The organism is Paenibacillus sp. 276b (assembly GCF_900107875.1).
Lineage (GTDB): Bacteria > Bacillota > Bacilli > Paenibacillales > Paenibacillaceae > Paenibacillus > Paenibacillus marchantiae.
Genome location: NZ_FNRR01000003.1, coordinates 14,389 through 33,191, shown reverse-complemented (window position 1 = coordinate 33,191; position 18,803 = coordinate 14,389). Strand labels below are relative to the sequence as shown.

Sequence of the window (18,803 nt, the reverse complement as noted above, 5' to 3'; positions counted from 1 at the left end):
GATGAGGAGGAAGGAACGGTGAGTTTAAAAAGAACGGCTCGCAGGGGGATCATCGGACTGTTAATCGTGCTAATGTCTATTCAAGGTTGGCAAGGTATTCCGTTTATGGACACAAATACGGTGTATGCCGCCGACGAATTTACGGACACATTGATTGAAGCTACAATCCCTGCTGAGGGAACAACGGAGGTTGATGGTGCAGCACCGCTCGTTATTCGGTTCAAGGAAGCGGTTAAGAAGTCTGAAAACGCTGTGGGAAATGTAGTAATCAGACGTTTTCAGGATAATTCACCAGTGGCTACTATTAGAATGGATAGCCCGGATGTAAAGATTAAGGGAACTCTAGCAGATCCGGATGCACCTGAGAGTGTTGAAGGGGTAGGAAAAGAAGTAAGTATTGCTCATCCACTGTTACGTGGAGGAACATACTATGTACAATTCGATTCAGGTTCCCTGCTAACTGCTGATGGAGGAACTGCGGTCAAAGGTCTGACATCGCAACAATGGAAATTTAGCACAAAGGGAATCGGAACGGCTAAGGTAACCTCCTATTTCCCCAATCTAGGAGCAGTTTCTGTTCCAACTACGTCCAACATACAACTGACTTACAATGATAGTATTTCAGCGGGTGCAGGCAAGATTCAGCTTCTACAAGGAAGTACGGTTGTTGAAGAACTGGATATAGGTGCAGGTGCACCGCGAATTGTGATAAATGATAGAACGCTCACCATTGATCCAACGAACAACTTTTCGAATAACACTACATACTCCGTTGTGATACCTGAAGGGGTATTAAGGGACAGCGTTGGTAATGATGTAAAAGGGATTAGTCGAGGAGAATGGAATTTCAATGCGTTTTCTTCTGATCCATCAGCATTAACCGTATCCTCGTTATCTCCAACCAATGGAGCAAGCAATGTTTCTTTAACGAATGAACTTACAGTGACATTCAGCAGAGAGTTGAGCTCAGCTTACATCACTGGAGCGGTTACATTAAAAAATGCAAATGGTGCTGCAATACCCGCAACAGTATTGCTCAACAGCACTAACAATCGGCAATTACGGATTATTCCGTTAAATGGTCTAACAAGCAATACCACATACACAGTAGATATATCAGGAGGCTTTCTGCGGGATAACGCGGGGAATCTGTTTACAGGACTGAACGGGGCAAACTCATGGACATTCAGGACATTGAGTTCGGATACCAACGCTCCAGTTTTAAAGACAGCGAAAATGTACAGCAATAGCATCATTCGTTTGACATATGACGAGTTGCTCTCAAGTCTTGATCCGTTTGCTTCTAGCTTCACGGTCACGGTTAACGGAGAGAACCGGAATGTGAGTACTTCCTATGTCTCAGGAGATAGTGTCTATGTTGTACTGGACACGGGTGTAGCGGTAGGCCAGGTTGTTAGAATTGCGTACGCCCCGGGAACAGGAACTCGTAAAATTCAAGATCTGTCTTTTAACGCAGCAGCAGCATTCTCTGCCAGAGATGTGGAGAATAATCTGGATTCCATCATGTCCAAACCACGTGAAGGTACAGCTTATAATAGTACGATTAGCTTGTATTACCCAGAGACGGTCTATATCAATTCAAGTGATGCTGTAAGACAGTTTAGTGTTACGGCTGACGGCACAACGGTGGGGATTAACAGCATTTCTACCAACAACAGTTCTCTGGTGACACTCAGCCTCAGCCGTTCCATACAAAATGGGGAAGTGGTTAGAGTATCGTATGAACCAGACTCATGGCCTGTAAAAGACACTCGTGGACAAGCGCTTGCGGGCTTTAGTGGATTCTACGTTCGAAATAGTATTGATACGAAAGCTCCCGAATTTAAAAACGCAGAAGTAAGCGGATCTACATTATGGATTCGTTACAATGAACCGCTGAGCAGGACGAACAAGCCCCTAAAAAGTCAATACTCCGTATTGGTAGATGGGAAGGCAGTGTTTGTAAATGATACAGAGATTGAGGATGACTTGGTTACCTTAACATTGGCAAGTGCCATTTCCAGTACGCAAAACGTTAGTTTATCCTACGTGCCTGGAACATTGAGATTAACCGACTTGAATGGCAACCCGGCTGGTTACATTAATTTGGCGCCAGTGACCTACACCTATGGAAACGGAAAAATTCTTTCGGCTGTCCTTCAAGGAGATACCGTGTCCATTAACTTTAAGGAACCACTTCAAGCTCAGACGGCTCTTACCGCGTCGCAGTTCAATGTACAGCTCGGTGGCTCTTCGATTAGTGTACTTTCAGCTGCAAGTTCAGGTTCCATAGTAACTCTGAAGCTCTCAAGTTCAGCTACCTCAGGACAGACGGGAACGGTTAGTTATGTACCGGGAGCCGTTCCACTAAGAGATGCATTAAATAACACAATTGTAGCTTTCGGGCCACTTAACTTACAGGTTAATGGCAGTTCCACAGGCAGTCAGACAAATGGCCGTCCTTCCTGGTTGACAGAGTTAGATGCATCGAGTTATGGTCAGGCTGTTCTTGTCATGAGTAACGATACGGCTACCAATGTGTCAGCAATGACTCGCAACAATCTCTCAACTCGTCAATTTAACGTAGATGCTGCCAAATTGCTACAGGCCTTTGAGTATGCAAGGACGGTTGGAAAAACGGCACAGCCTGTTGTATTTGAGATGAATGCTGATGAATCTTCGGCATATGTCGGCTTCCCACTAAGAGCATTGGCTCAGTTGGCATCGAGCAATCGCACGGGTTCAATTGGAATCAAATATGGTGATCGCCTATGGACACTTCCCCTGTCTGGTTTGGATGTGTCCTCCATGATTCAAGACGTGGGGGGATCAACGAGTGTAGGTTCTTCCTATCTTTACGTGCAGATCGAGACAGTACCGGTATCCGGATCAGGTACATTGGATGGCTTGTTATTAGCTGCAGGCGCACAGAAGTTAGGCAATAATACGAATATATACTTGTCTGCATTTAACGGAAATAACAACCTACGTGTGGAGCAGAACATTAAAAGCCTGCTCGCTATACAATTGCCACTGAAAACACCGACGACAACTTCAGGGTTAACCTATATGGATCCAGGTACATTTATCCTATCTAACGTGCCTAGTTCGTTTAAAACCACTATCAATGGTGTGGTTGTCCAAGGACAGTTGAATGGCAATCAAACGGTTGTTCCTGTTACACATATCGTAAACTACCAGGATACATCATCCCATTGGGCTAGTGCAGTCATTAGAGAGCTTTCTGCCAAATGGATTATCGGTACGCCGAACGGTTCTTTCTATGGACCAAATCAGAATATTACACGCGCAGAATTTGCTGAATTAGTAGCTAGAGGATTAGGGCTGCCGGGGAACCAAACAGCAGCAGGTCGTTTCCGTGATGTTTTGGGCGGTGGCACAACGAGTGCTTATATCGGTGCAGCTGCTGAAGCCGGAATCATTACAGGGAATACGGATGGTACCTTCAAGCCAGACCGTCCAATTACCCGTGAACAGATGTCCATTATGATGGTTCGGGCCATGAATTATGGTGGAAAAACGGTCTCACTCCAATCTTCAGCTTCCTCAACATTATCGAAGTTCAAGGATAGCAACAAAATCCAATCCAAGGATTCTGTCGCCAAAGCAGTGCAAGAAGGAATCATCCAAGGTATGACGTCAAAAACGTTTGTCCCTCAAGGTAATGCTACTCGTTCACAAGCAGCGGTGATGTTGAAGCGTGTGTTGGATAAGTTAGGATACTTGTAGAACGAAATGATATTTCAATAATGTTATTAGGAATAGTCATGATAACGATACGTAACATACTGGACCGTTTCAAGGAAGTTCATTTCTTGAAATGGTCTTTTTTTATATTTAAAACTAGATAGTCCTGGTCCTGCTCCAGAACAACGAACACCTGAAGAAGCGTTGCAATGGCAGAGCCAGCAGAAGATGGATCGAGGCATAACCGTGTACGAGAATGATGGAACAACAATTATTGGTGAATTTCTCATTTCAAAACCGTCACCGTAATTATTAGCTTCAACGTTCCTAGATGTAGAAACTAACGTTGATTTGGTTACATCAATTGTTTCAACAGCCAGATTTACTCCAAATAGACTTCGGTTGTGCTAACTCAAGCATAACTGAAGTCTATTTTTTGACTGTAAAAACGTATAACAGAACAATAGGATATCGCATAACCCAATAAATACCTGAATTCAGGCTCGGGGCGTAACTTTTTCCACAAAAAGTAGTCTATTAATAGAAGAGTATACTAGAAATCTCGCTATCTGCTGCCACGTGGGAGAGATCGTGATATCTAAGATTGATATACAAGATGGGAGAGACGTTTCAAACATGCTGGGGAAACAAGGGAAACGGCTGAACGACGTTAAGGGTAGCAAGGCGAAGAAATGGGCGATTGTGACACTGGCAGGCGTGATCTGGATTGCACCGGTTCTGGGAGCGGGACAACAGGTGTGGTCGGGAAGTTCATGGCAGTCAGTGGCTGCAGCGGCTTCTACAACAACAAGCAAATTAAGCGAAGAAATTCTGACTTCGGGTGCGAAGTTGATGAAATACAATTATACAACGACACGTTCCGGCTCAAAGGTGAACGTACTGGCAGATGTCATTCAAGTGGATTTGCAAAATCCCTATGTGAAGCTGGATGTCATGACAGGCAAGGGTGGCAATCTGAATAGTAAACAAAGCACGGGTGGCATGGCTAAGGAAAATGGTGCAGTAGCCGCCGTGAACGGCGATTATTTCAATGTATCCGGGGAACTTGCCCCAATCGGTGGACAGGTCTCGGATGGGGTGCTCGTATCTACTCCATCAGAGCTGACAGGGATGTATGCCCTCACCGTAACCAAGGACGGTAAGCCGATGATTGATGAATATTCATTCGATGGCACCGTGAAGGCAGATGATGGTTCAACGTTTGCTTTGCGTGGGATAAATAAAGAGGACTACACGGTCGAATCGAGCTCGGTGAAGTACAGTCATGCCAATTCAATGTATATTTATACACCGGCTTGGACGTCAACGAAGCGGCCAAATGATCCTTCCACAACACCAACTGAGGTACTTGTGCAGAACGGCGTAATAACCCAAATTTCGGATAAAAAAGCGTTAAACATGACGGTACCGGCAGATGGGTACATTTTGCGTGCGCATGGAACGGCAGCGACATGGATTATGACTCACCTGGCGGTAGGACAGTCGCTGAATGCGGATTACAAGTTAAAAGCCAAAACGACGGGGGAGACCGTTGATCCAAGCAACCTGCAGATGATGATCGGTGGACATACCATTCTGGTGAATGGTGGCAAGGCGGCTACTTTTTCCCGTGATATTGCTGCTTCCGGTATCGGTGGCATTCGTGCGAGAACAGCAGTCGGTTACTCCCAAGATGGTCGGTATGTCTACATTATTGCAGCGGAGAAAAACAGTAACAGCAGCGGTTTGTCGCTGACTGAACTGCAATCCTTCATGACCAGCATTGGTGTATGGAAAGGCATGAATCTGGACGGAGGCGGCTCCACAACGATGGTAACTCGTCCGCTTGGTGAGGAGACAGCAGGGCTTACGTTCAACACGGAGTACGGTACAGAGCAGCGTCAGGTCGTAAACACGCTGGGCGTGTTCTCTACGGCTCCAGAAGGTAAGCTGAAAGGCTTTGCCGTGAGTGGCAGCCAAACGTTGCTGGTAGGGCAAGAGGGCAAGTATACAGCCAAAGGATATGACACCTACTATAACCCGATTGCGACAGGCGATATCAAGATGACATGGAAATCGAGCAACAACGGCATCGTGAGTGTAAGCAATGGAACGATCAAAGGTGTGAAACCAGGTACAGCGACGCTGACTGCAACAAGTAACGGTGCTTCATCTTCCATTAAAGTTACCGTGCTGGGCGGCAGTGAACTGGCTTCACTGACAGCCGGATCTGGCTTGGGATCGCTTCAAGCGGGCACAACAATTTCCATTCCGGTAACGGCGAAGACCAAAGACGGACAAAGTGTAACGGTTCCAGCGGACTCGCTAACTTGGGAATTTATTGGTTTCAAAGGTAAAGTGGTTGCAGACCAATTAACCGTATCCTCCGTGAACTCTGGCGCTCAAGTTGGCTATGCGATCGGTCGTTATGACGGCTACAGCACGGTGGTTGTGCTCTCCGCTGCGGCAAGTGAAACAATATGGGAGAACTTCGAGAATGTAAGCTACCCGATCAACTTCACGACCAATGCATCAGGTGTAACTGGATCGGCTTCTGTGACAGCGGGAACAGGTGAAAAAGCTGGCTCCAAGGTGCTGCAGCTGAGCTATGACATGACCGCAGGAATAGGGAAAATGTATGCTTATGCCCAATTGAATGGTTCCACTGGCAAAGAGGTATCTGCAACAGCAACATCCATGTCGATGGATGTTATGGGAGATAAGAGCCTCAACTGGTTGCGCGCCGAATTTACGGATGCCAGTGGCAAAACGGTATATGCCGATCTCGCAAAGGCAATTGATTGGGATGGGTGGAAAAAGCTCAATGTGGATCTGAATGGGCTGAACATTGCTTATCCGGCGAAGCTGAAACGGGTTTATGTGGTGAATGTGGAAGAAGGTCAGGATGAGCGTGCGAAGACGGGCACGGTTGCTTTTGACAATATTGCTTTCACCATGCCATCCAAATCCAGTGAAGTGGGCTTGCCTACAGGAACTGCTTCATTAGTGCTTGGACAGAAATCCATGACCGTAAACGGAACGAAAAAGGCAATTGATGCTGCGCCAGTACTGAAAAATGGTACAACATATGTCCCAATCAAGCATGTATTGGATGCTTTTGGTGGGCAGGCGAGCTGGGATAGCAAAAATCAACGGATTACCGTTGTACGTGGTGGCAAGCTAATTGATCTGGTTGTAGGCCAGAAAGAATTCATTATCAATGGCAAAAGACAAAGTGCAACAGTAGCACCTTACGTATCTGGTGGTAGGACTTTAGTCCCTCTTAGACTCGTTTCGGAGCAGCTTGGACTGACTGTAAAATGGGAACAGAACACGAAGACCGTTACCATCTCATCGTGATATGGTATGATATATACCGGAAACGATAGAAATGGAGTCGAACAAACGTGGATTTACAAGCCGATGCCATAGACCGCGTCATAAAAAACGCCATACAAGTCATGGAAAACAGTAAATATCAAATGTTTGAGATTATGGACTCGACTCGGAATGAGCTAAAAACGCTGAACGAGGAATTGAAGTCGGTTTTGAAAGAGACGGCGGAAACGATCGAGAAAGTAGATCAATTGGAGCTGAACTACCGCCGCTCCCGGATCCGGCTAACTGAGGTTAGCCGCGACTTCGTCCGTTATTCCGAGCATGATATCAAGCAGGCGTATGAGAAAGCGACGCAGTTACAGCTGGATCTGATGATTTACCGTGAGAAGGAAATGTATCTGAAAGCCCGTCGGGATGATCTGCAGAAGCGTGCCAAAAATGTGGAAGCTTCCGTGGAGCGCGCCGAGACGATCGGTTCCCAGATGGGGGTTGTACTGGAGTATCTGTCGGGTGAGCTGGGTCAAGTGACCCGCATCATTGAATCCGCCAAAAATCGACAAATGATTGGTTTGAAAATAATTTTGGCCCAGGAAGAAGAGCGGAAACGTATTGCCCGTGAGATCCATGACGGACCTGCGCAGATGCTCGCAAATCTAGTACTTAGGACGGAAATTGTAGAAAGAATGCTCATAAAGCAGGATTTTAAGATGGTCCAGGCCGAAATAGTAGATTTGAAAGGCCAGGTTCGTTCGAGTCTTGGAGAAATGAGAAAAGTTATTTTCAATTTGCGTCCTATGGCACTGGATGACCTGGGATTGATTCCAACGCTTCGGAAGTACGTGCAGGATTTTGAAGAAAAAACAAAAATCCGCTCGCTTTTTGAAACGAGAGGCAAGGAACACCGTTTGTCTTCGGCAATGGAGGCTGCGATTTACCGCCTCGTGCAGGAAGGTCTGTCCAATGCTGCAAAGCATGCTTATCCCACTTATGTTGTAGTGGAAATTACATACCAGGCTCAGCTCGTTAAGATTGTCGTGCAGGACAATGGGCTTGGGTTCAAACCGGAGCTTCTTGCGAAGAAGAGCAAGGATCATACCCACTTCGGTCTGATTGGGATGAGAGAGCGGGTTGAACTGTTAGAAGGAAGAATAGAGATCGAGTCCGCGGAAAATCAAGGAACCAAAATAGTGATTCATATCCCGACAAACGTGGATAAGGGAAAGGAGTAGCAGGATGGAAAACCGTGATACTGGAAAGACATCAATTAAAGTTCTTTTGGCTGATGATCATCAGCTGTTCCGTGAAGGTCTGAAACGCATTTTAAATATGGAGGACGACATTGAGGTCATCGGCGAATGCGGCGATGGGATTCAGGTGCTCGAATTCTGTAATCAGGATAAACCGGACATCGTATTGATGGACATCAACATGCCGGTGGAAAATGGGGTTGAAGCGACGGAGAAATTGCGTGAGCTGTTCCCAGATGTCAAAGTCATTATCTTGTCTATTCATGATGATGAGAGTTATGTGTTCGAAACTCTTCGTAAAGGTGCTAATGGCTACCTGCTGAAAGATATGGAGGCCGAGTCCCTGATCAATGCGATTCGTTCCGTTCATGAAGGGCACGCATTCATCCACCCTAAAGTAACTGGCAAACTGATCATGCAGTTGCGTCGGATGACGTATCTCAATGAGACAGGGGCAATGAGCGAAGGAGCTTCGAAGGAAGCAGGCGTTAAATTTGTCGCTGGCGACAATAATCCGCTTACTCGTCGTGAGGCTGAAGTTTTACGTCTGATGGCTGAAGGTAAGAGCAATAAAATGATTGGTGAGTTCCTGTTCATCAGTGAGAAAACAGTAAAAAACCATGTCAGCAGTATTCTGCAGAAGATGGAAGTGGATGATCGTACACAAGCGGTTATCAACTCGATCAAATATGGTTGGGTTACCCTGTAATATACGATTGTATTTAGAAGCAGTTTGATTATAGCAATTATAGGATTCTGTTTACTCGCGCCCATTCCAGAATATTGGACTGGTTAGCGGGTTAATGGACTTTATTACTGCAAATGAGCAAAGTGTGAAGTTAGAAGAACTTATGTTCAAGCTTCGGCATGAATGATTGAACGACCTGGCCTGTCTTCTTCGTCCGGTGTCGATCAGAATGGAATATGCGCTTTAGGATTTGCAAGTGTAACCCTTCGGGGAATGCAGCATATACTGCTGTATACAGGGATGTTCGCCATGGGTGAGCATGACCTTCCGAGGAGGTGCAGTTGCCATGGTTGCTCATCTGACTATGATTCTGCTCATATACTTCCTGGCGGCAATGGCCGTTCATGCCATGCACCAGCGCCATCTTTCCCGTCCGGACCCCGAAGGCTACGAGCAGATTATGCTCATTCCTTCCAATCAGGAGCAGCGGATTGAAGGCATTGTAAGAGCGCTTTGCCGGGAATTATTTTACCGTGGAAAGAGCTTCACATTGACGGTTGTCGCTGATCGTACGGAAGCCGAAACGGTTCGTATTATTGAGAAGCTTATGCTTAGGCAAGGAATGGAGTTATCCTACTTGTCTGCTGTCCCTTCGGATATGGAACAGTGGAATCAGACCGGGAGTCATTCTATTCGCCTTATCGATTTGCGTGAGCCAAAGCAGTAGATGCTTTTTTTGCAACAGTTGGGCTCATTCATCGTGCAAGCTGCTGAGACAGACTGGCTAAACGTGTCATCAGTCAGAATGCACTTTCAATGAAGTCATGCCAGCTTGCCAAAATAAGCGTGAATTTCATCATGTTTGAGGTTAAAGATTACAGCTTATGCTGTAGTCTTTTTTTGTCATTGTAGCCAAGCTTGCTGTTAAATTAAATATGGGTTTTTATGCAATCTATGGTTATTGTCCCTGTTGGAGCCTTGTGGGGATCGCTGCACGAACCTTTTTGAAATCAGAACTCTTAAGTTAAAAGTATAGACGAAGCAGATTGGAAAAAGTTTCGCATGATCAAAGAAAGATTAACGATGCTAATTGAATTGGTAAAATGATCGTTACGATTGCTTTTGGAAACTAAACGACTTGTGGAAAGACTCCACAATTGATATAGTGATAATACAAATGGATATTGAACTGAATAAGATATGGACATGAAGCACATGCTCCGACGAATAGTCGGTTGGCATGTGCTTTTTTTGTGTTTCGGGATATGGAGGACGAGGGAGGAGAGCAGATGAAGGTTGGGTTGTATGTGTGCCGAGTGAGAGAAGAGTGGAAGATGGCGTTGTCACTGGATATCCGAGTGGATGTGGCGTGGTGGCTTGAGGGATTGAGCGGACATGGGGTGTTGCGATGGTTGCTGCTAGGCAGGGAGTTACCTTTAAGTCAGGCCTCGTGGATGGTAGAGAATTTTGAGGTGGAGCGAGGTATGGATCAGTGGGGAGAGGAGCATTGGCAGACGTATATGCAGCGCAAACTGGAAGAGTACGAGAGGGCCTCCGGGGAACTTGCGGCTAGGGGAGAGATGGGAGGCAATGTAGGGATTGGCGCTGAAAGAGGTGCGGAGGTAGGCGGGATGCCAGAGTCGTATCCCGCCGTGGAGTGGGCTCAGCTTGAGCGGGGCGCGGCCCTGCTAGCTGAGCGGCTTCGCGGCCGCCAATTGCTGGAGGCCGAGGCAGAGGCGCTGCTGGCGGATACCTCGCCGCAGCTTGCCTCGGTTTGGCGCGCGGCTGCGCAGGTCGCGCACCTGCGTGGGCGGCTGAGCATAGCAGCCGCCCTGGAAGGGCCTGCCACGCGGCGGCAACGCCTCGCGTGGCTTGGTCGAGCGCATAGCGCGCCCCGCTGCCGCCGATGCGGCAGCTTTGCCGGGCAGCGCGTGCCCTGCGCTGCCTGCGGCCTGGCGGCGTGCGCCTACTGCGAGGCTTGCCTCGCGCTGGGGCGCAGCCGTGCCTGTGCGCTGCTGCTGCGTAGCGCAGCGCATACGGCCGTGCCACGCGGGGCATCGCAGCGTGGCACGGCCGTTATCCCCACCGAGGGCGGACTTGCCCGGTGGGGACTTAGCCCTGCGCAGAGCGCGGCTGCTGCCGCGGCGCTGGCGTTTTTGGCCCAGCCATCCGCAGGGGATGGGCCGGGGCGGTTTTTGCTGTGGGCCGTGACCGGGGCCGGCAAGACGGAAATGATTTTCCCTTTGCTCCAATACATATTGGAGCGCGGTGGACGAGCGCTTGTGGCTACGCCGCGCCGGGATGTCGTGCTGGAACTTGCCCCTCGTTTGGCGAAAGCATTCCCTGGCATCTCGCTCGCTACGCTATACGGAGGCAGCACCGAACGCTGGAAAGACGCGCAGCTCACACTCGCCACCACACATCAACTGATGCGTTTTTACCAGGCATTCGATCTGGTCATTATCGATGAGCTCGACGCATTTCCTTATCATAATGATCCCATGCTCGCTCATGCGGCGGCGTCCTCGTGCAAGCCTGATGGCCATTTTGTGTACTTGTCCGCTACGCCACCAGCTAGGCTACAGCGGGAAGCAGCGCAAGGGAAACTCACTCACGCCAAAGTTCCAGTCCGCTTCCACCGCCACCCTTTACCCGTACCGCGAATACTGAAAATGCCTACCGTCGCCGAGTGTATTCGGAAGCGAGAGCTGCCCGCCACACTAAAAAAGAGTATTCAAACTTCCTTGCTGCGCGAAGCTCAGGTATTTGTATTTGTGACACGGATCGCTCAGATTGAGGCATTTGTAAATCTCATGCGTCGCATGTTTCCACAAATCCATATCGAAGGAACATCATCCCAAGATCCGGATCGCGCGAGCAAAGTAATTGCGTTTCGTGAACGGACCATACGTTTGCTCGTGACCACCACTATCTTGGAGCGGGGCGTCACCATTCCGCGCAGCGATGTATTTATTTTGGATGCAGATAATGGTCTCTTCGACGAAGCATCTCTGGTACAGATGGCGGGTAGAGCAGGTCGATCTATGGATGATCCGGCAGGAAGAGTCGTCTTCGCATCATCCCGCCGTACGCGTTCCCAGGTGAAAGCGGTGGCCCAGATCCAAAAAATGAACACCATCGCAAAACGCAAAGGCTACCTTCACCCGCCAACACACCAATAGATACTGAGGGAGGCAACAACCTAATGTCGAACTGGCTAAGCAGCATAACAGACCACGTGCACCAACTCACCCATCGCCTGCATGGATTACTCGCCCCACCCGGAGCGACTTGTCTAACCTGTGGTACAAGAGCGATATTGTCTCCGATCTACCCCGGCATCTGTCCCCGTTGTGTGCAGCAAATTCCATGGATTCGTTCCGTTCGCTGTCTGCGTTGTGGTCGAGGGATCGGCTGCCCGGACTGCGTCCGCCCACACATGCAAAACCGTTCTTTCATATGCAACCGCAGCGCCGTCCAGTATAACGCTCTAATGAAGGAATGGATTGGGATGTACAAATTCAGAGGCCACGAGCGCTACGCGCCACTGTTAACGGCACTTATTATTCAAGCATTCCAAGCAATGAGTGAAGAACTCAACCCTGTTATGGCAAAAGAAACCCTGGCCCCCGTAGCTCATCCCGCCACGCCTGCTCAATACCATGTGGATGCCAACTCACATCCACCCGGCTCGAGTGCGTCCACAAACGCACTCGTTCACCAACCTGACGGGCGCGTATCAGTACCCGCGCCCGTTCACGGAGCTGGCTTACGCGACTCAACCTGCGTTCGCCCTCATTCACCTAACGCGAGTGTGCCTCTTTACACGCGCGCGCAAAACCACAGTGCATACGCGTACTACACGCACGCTCATCCCGGAGCAGCGACGCGCAACCGTCAGTCGCTGCTCCAAAACAACAAGCCGCGATGGCGGCCAGACGCGGTGACCTATGTCCCCGTCAGCGAAGAACGCCTTGCCGAGCGCGGCTTCAACCAGGCCGAGCGGCTCGCAGCAGGACTTGCCGCAGCCGTCCGCCTGCCTGTAGTTGATCTGCTGCAGCGTCGGATCAACACTACCAAACAAAGCTTCAAAACACGCGGCGAGCGTATCCAGACGATGCAGGATGCATTTGCAATTCAGCCAGGTGGAATAGATATGTTGCTTGAACTCTATAAAGCAGCCAAAGCCGCTTCTCAATCCGTTCAAAAGAACATGTATTCACGAGCAGCTAATTCATACGCTAATGGAGAAGAAGGGTCTTCACATGTCACACCAACAACAGAAGGTAGGCCGTTAATTCCCTTACGCTTGCTAATGATCGATGATATCTACACAACCGGTAGCACCTTGGATGCTTGCGGACAGGTGATCTTAAACGCTGGATATTCTATTAACCTTCCAATAGAGATTTACACGCTGACTTTGGCCAGATCCTGACTGGAAAATGTATATGTACTTAATAAATGGCTATCATACTCAAATTATTTGATGATAATAACTAATAAATTTTATATAGAAAAGAGAAAGTACGTTCTTATATGTACAGCGTTGTGACTTTTTTGAATTATCATATATATGCATATGATTTGAAAAGTAGTTGTTTAACGAAATTATGAAAGGGGATTAGACAAGAATATTTTTACATGTAAAAAAGAGGAATTGATTCTGCCGTGTAGAATAGATAGTTCTGCCGTTCACCAGTAGGTGACAGCACAGGGAGTGGCATAACATATCTTTTGAAGGAGAGAACAACGGTGGGTGCAGGAAAAAGAAAAAATGGGTTTTACTTATGGACCGTCCGTTTACTGGTGCTAATGCTGGTATTCGGACAGTTTGGCGTGTACGGGGGGAACCGTGCTGATGCCGCAACGAGTAATGGTATTGTTTCATCAAGTAATGATTATCAATATGTAATGACGAATAACAACGGTAAATTACAGGTGAACCAGAGAGATGTTAATCTCAGTTGGGTTAGATCCTACAATATTTCAACAACAGGTTACTCTTTTACAAGAAGGCAGTCCATCTTGGGATTTACCAGTGATATTACGAATATAAGCTTCGGATCGTATACATCCAAGTATACTGGACAGATCGACAATGCATTTCTTATTGATCTAAGTAAGGTTCGTGATTACTTCACTGAGATGACGTATAGACAATCCGGCATGGAAGTGGGGCAATGGACTATCTCCAACTATAATGTTCTCGGTCAGCTTACACCGGTTGATGTATACAATTATGATGTTAGGCAGTTAAGTTTGGTCGTAAATGCGGATACGGGAGAGGTAGTGGACTTTTATTCTGAGCTGAACCCATATTATACACGCAAAGCGGAACCGGCCTCTTTTACCAAACAGCTGGTAGCCCCGGTGACGATTAACAACATACCTGCTATTCCGGCAGAAGTCACAGGAAAGCAAAGTGAAAGTACAGTTAACTTGAAATGGCAGCATGCGCAGCAGGCCGTACAATATGAAATTGAGGAGAATGGGGTCGTTAAAGGGCCTTACTATGGGACAACCTTTGGCAGCAATTCATTATTGCCTGATACGTTGTATTCCTACAGAGTACGTGCTCTAAATTCAATAGGTACAAGTGATTGGAGCCCTATGTATGAGATCAAAACTTTGCTCCAACAACCGGTGGTTTCGGCAAGCTCCCAGGAAGGTAAAAATATTATCCAATGGAATGCGGTTGATCAGGCTGATCATTATCAATTAAAGATTGATGATGAAACGCCTATCGAGCTTGGCAATGTGACATCGTATGAGCATGAGGATCTCGCAGCAAATTCAAGTCATACGTACACGTTAAAAGCTCTGTCTTCCAACAATGAGAGCGATTGGAGTAAAACAATAACGCAACTGGTAGTTCCAGACTCCGTCAGTGGTTTGAAAGTAACAGAAGCAACATTTAATAAAGTTGCACTATCCTGGACCGCTGTAAAAGGTGCAACGGGTTACGATTTGGAGATTGACGGTAATATCGTTGCTGTGACTGGTACCACATATAGCAAAACAGGACTCATTCCTAATACAGAACATACTTTCCGCTTAAGACCAAAAAATACAGGCGGGGCAGGCAGTTGGTCTGATCTTTTAACCGTGTCAACTCAATTGAGCACACCTGTATTAAAATCAAGTCCTTCACAGGAAGAAATTATTCTCGTTTGGCCTTCTATTGAGGGTGCTACTTCATATGAAGTGGAAGCCGATGGAGTAATTGCTGGTATTGTTGTAGATCCGACATTTACGCATATCGGACTCACACCAGGTACAGCTCATAAATACCGTGTGCGTGCTTTGACAGATACCAATACAAGTGCGTGGACAGCCATACTGAGTCAAAATACGCTACCAGGTTCTGTTGCAGGACTAACAGTGAACTCTGTAACCAATACGGCTATAGCGTTAAAATGGACAACTGTAACTGGAGCCACTGGATACGATCTTGAAATCGACGGTACGGTTGTCGCTGTCACCGGCGTTGCCTACACGAAGAGTGGTCTTGCAGCCAACACAGATCACACCTTCCGTATCCGGTCGAAGAATGCTGCCGGTGTAGGAGCATGGAGTGATTTGATTAGCGGAACCACATTATTAAATACACCTGTTTTGAAAGCCGCATCGGAAGAGACGACCATTAACCTGACATGGGCAGAAATCGCTGACGCTACGAAATATGAAGTAGAAGCCGATGGCGTGGTAGTGGGGACAGTGAGCGAACCTTCATACACGCACAGCAGTCTGCTCGCAGGGACAGCACATAAATATCGCGTACGGGCTTTGACCGACACCAACACAAGTGCATGGACAGCCATTTTGATGCAAAGCACATTGCCGACCTCTGTTACTGGGCTGACTATTAACACCGTAACGAATGCAGCAATAGCATTGAAATGGAATGCAGTAACCGGAGCAACGGGGTATGACCTGGAGATTGATGGCGCCGTAGTATCCACTACCGCCACTGCCTACAACAAGAGTGGTCTTACAGCAAATACAGACCACACCTTCCGCATCCGTTCCAAGAATGCCGCAGGCGTAGGAACATGGAGTGATTTGATTAGCGGAACCACGCAATTGAACACTCCTGTATTGAAAGCGACGTCCGAAGAAACGGCTATCAACCTGACGTGGGCAGAAATCGCCGACGCTATGAAATATGAAGTGGAAGCTGATGGCGTGGTAGTGGCGACAGTGAACCAACCTTCGTACACACATAGCGGCTTGCTCGCAGGAACAGCACATAAATATCGTGTACGTGCTTTGACCGATACCAATGTGAGTGCATGGACAGGCATTTTGACGCAAAGTACAATCCCAGCTTCCGTCAGTGGACTGACTATTAGCTCGGTAACGAATGCAGCAATAGCTTTGAAATGGAATACAGTAACTGGAGCGACAGGTTACGATTTGGAGATCGACGGAACAGTTGTCGCTGTTACTGGTGTTGCCTACACGAAGAGTGGTCTTGCAGCCAACACAGATCACAGCTTCCGCATCCGTTCCAAGAATGCTGCTGGCGTAGGAACATGGAGTGATTTAATTAGCGGAACCACGCAATTGAACACACCAGTATTGAAAGTTGCATCGGAAGAAACGGCTATTAACCTGACATGGGCAGAAATCACTGACGCTATGAAATATGAGGTGGAAGCTGATGGCGTTGTAGTAGCAACAGTGAACAACTCTTCATACACGCACAGCAGCTTGCTGGCAGGAACAGCACATAAATATCGCGTACGTGCTCTGACCGATACCAATACAAGTGCGTGGACAGCCATTTTGACGCAAAGCACAATCCCGGCATCCGTGAGCGGATTGATTATTACCTCGGTAACAAATACAGCAATAGCTTTAAAATGGAATGCAGTAACTGGAGCAACGGGTTATGATCTGGAAATTGATGGTGTATTAGTATCCACTACAGCTGCTGGCTACACGAAGAGTGGTCTCGCAGCCAATACAGATCACACCTTCCGTATCCGCTCCAAGAATGCCGCAGGAGTAGGAACATGGAGTGATGTGATCAGCGGAACGACGCAATTGAACATCCCAGTGTTGAAAGCGACATCGGAAGAAACAGCTATTAACCTGACGTGGGCAGAAATCGCCGACGCTACGAAATATGAGGTAGAGGCCGATGGCGTGGTCGTGGGGATCGTGAACGAACCATCGTATACGCACAGCAGCTTGCTCGCAGGAACAGCGCATAAATATCGCGTACGTGCTCTGACCGATACCAACACAAGTGCGTGGACAGCCATTTTGACACAAAGTACAATTCCAGCATCCGTGAGCGGATTGACTATTAGCTCGGTAACGAATGCAGCAATAGCTTTGAAATGGAACGCAGTAACCGGAGCAACTGGTTACGATCTGGAGATCGACGGAACAGTTGTTGCTGTCACCGGAGTTGCCTACACGAAAAGTGGTCTTGCAGCCAATACAGATCACACTTTCCGCATACGCTCGAAGAATGCCGCAGGTGTAGGAACATGGAGTGATTTGATTAGCGGAACGACGCAATTGAACACTCCTGTATTGAAAGCGACGTCGGAAGAAACGGCTATTAACCTGATGTGGGCAGAAATCACCGACGCTACGAAATATGAAGTAGAGGCTGATGGCGTAGTAGTAGCAACGGTGAGCGAACCTTTGTACACACACAGCAGCTTGCTCGCAGGAACAGCACATAAATATCGTGTACGTGCGCTGACCGACACCAATACAAGTGCGTGGACAGCCATTTTGACGCAAAGCACATTGCCTGCTTCCGTTACTGGATTCACTATAAACTCCGTCACGAATGTGGCAATAGCTTTGAAATGGAACGCGGTAACCGGAGCTACTGGATACGATCTGGAGATTGATGGCACCGTAGTATCCACCACTGCTGCTGCATACACGAAGAGTGGTCTTACAGCCAACACAGATCACACCTTCCGCATCCGTTCCAAGAATGCCGCGGGAGTAGGAGCATGGGGTGATTTAATCACCGGAACCACGCAATTGAATACCCCAGTGTTGAAAGCGACATCGGAAGAAACGGCTATTAATCTGACATGGGCAGAAATCGCCGACGCTACCAAATATGAAGTAGAAGCTGATGGCGTGGTCGTGGGGGCAGTGAACAACCCTTCATATACGCATAGCAGTCTGTTCGCAGGAACAGCACATAAATATCGTGTACGTGCGCTGACCGACACCAATACAAGTGCGTGGACAGCCATTTTGACGCAAAGCACATTGCCTGCTTCCGTTACTGGATTCACTATAAACTCCGTCACGAATGTGGCAATAGCTTTGAAATGGAACGCAGTAACTGGAGCAACTGGTTACGATCTTGAGATTGATGGCGGCGTAGTGTCGACAACTGCTGCTGCATACACGAAGAGTGGTCTTACAGCCAACACAGATCACACCTTCCGCATCCGGTCGAAGAATGCCGCTGGCGTAGGAACATGGAGTGATTTGATTAAAGGAACAACACAATTGAGCACCCCAGTATTGAAAGGGGCCCCAGACAGTACGGGTATTGTATTAACATGGGATGCAGTCATTGGTGCCTCTTCGTATGAAATTGAAGCAGATGGTCAAATCGTAGCGACAATAAATGATATAACCTTTATTCATTCTGATTTGCTTCCATCAAGCCTTCATAAATATCGCATTCGTGCACTGAATGATCAAAATATGAGTGCATGGACTTCTGTACTAAGCATCAAAACATTGAATTAAGGATCTAGATCAGGGGTATAGGTTGCGCATACATGCACCCTATACCCCTTTTTTATTCGCAAAGAGGCTATGGA

General features: G+C 47.7%; 10 protein-coding genes. 8 read left to right on the top strand and 2 right to left on the bottom strand.

The genetic code is table 11. The annotated features are described in order from the left end of the window. Nucleotides 1-18 precede the first annotated feature (18 nt). The 6 genes from BLV50_RS16290 to BLV50_RS16265 all read left to right on the top strand — a co-directional run bounded on the left by BLV50_RS16290 (nucleotide 19) and on the right by BLV50_RS16265 (nucleotide 12,164). On the top strand, nucleotides 19-3,750 hold the full coding sequence (locus BLV50_RS16290) for an Ig-like domain-containing protein (protein WP_090808896.1): 3,732 nt from the start codon (nucleotides 19-21) through the stop codon (nucleotides 3,748-3,750). Between the two features lie 594 nt (nucleotides 3,751-4,344). Further along, entirely contained in the window at nucleotides 4,345-7,068 is a 2,724-nt protein-coding gene (locus BLV50_RS16285; protein ID WP_090808894.1) for a stalk domain-containing protein, read from the top strand. Between the two features lie 47 nt (nucleotides 7,069-7,115). Then, nucleotides 7,116-8,276, top strand: a complete 1,161-nt coding sequence (locus tag BLV50_RS16280) for a sensor histidine kinase (RefSeq protein WP_024631628.1) — start codon at nucleotides 7,116-7,118, stop codon at nucleotides 8,274-8,276. Nucleotides 8,277-8,280: 4 nt separating this feature from the next. Then, nucleotides 8,281-9,003, top strand: coding sequence for a response regulator transcription factor (locus BLV50_RS16275; RefSeq protein ID WP_063567747.1), 723 nt, complete (start codon nucleotides 8,281-8,283; stop codon nucleotides 9,001-9,003). 325 nt (nucleotides 9,004-9,328) lie between these two features. After that, entirely contained in the window at nucleotides 9,329-9,709 is a 381-nt protein-coding gene (locus BLV50_RS16270) for a hypothetical protein (RefSeq protein WP_090808892.1), read from the top strand. Between the two features lie 562 nt (nucleotides 9,710-10,271). After that, complete coding sequence (locus tag BLV50_RS16265; protein ID WP_090808891.1) at nucleotides 10,272-12,164, top strand: helicase-related protein; 1,893 nt, start codon at nucleotides 10,272-10,274, stop codon at nucleotides 12,162-12,164. A gap of 113 nt (nucleotides 12,165-12,277) precedes the next feature. On the opposite strand, the gene BLV50_RS33110 is transcribed toward BLV50_RS16265, so the two are convergent. Beyond that, complete coding sequence (locus BLV50_RS33110) at nucleotides 12,278-12,421, bottom strand: hypothetical protein (RefSeq protein WP_218135404.1); 144 nt, start codon at nucleotides 12,419-12,421, stop codon at nucleotides 12,278-12,280. A 166-nt stretch (nucleotides 12,422-12,587) separates the two neighbouring features. Next, entirely contained in the window at nucleotides 12,588-12,764 is a 177-nt protein-coding gene (locus BLV50_RS32790; protein ID WP_177031202.1) for a hypothetical protein, read from the bottom strand. 161 nt (nucleotides 12,765-12,925) lie between these two features. Between BLV50_RS32790 and BLV50_RS32495 the strand changes: the two genes are divergently transcribed. Both BLV50_RS32495 and BLV50_RS16255 read left to right on the top strand, forming a co-directional pair. Beyond that, the gene (locus BLV50_RS32495) at nucleotides 12,926-13,420 is read left to right on the top strand and encodes a ComF family protein (RefSeq protein WP_143038131.1); all 495 of its coding nucleotides are present in this window, start codon (nucleotides 12,926-12,928) and stop codon (nucleotides 13,418-13,420) included. A gap of 317 nt (nucleotides 13,421-13,737) precedes the next feature. After that, nucleotides 13,738-18,729 (top strand): fibronectin type III domain-containing protein, encoded by a 4,992-nt coding sequence (locus tag BLV50_RS16255; protein ID WP_090808889.1) that lies wholly within the window; start codon nucleotides 13,738-13,740, stop codon nucleotides 18,727-18,729. Nucleotides 18,730-18,803 lie beyond the last annotated feature (74 nt).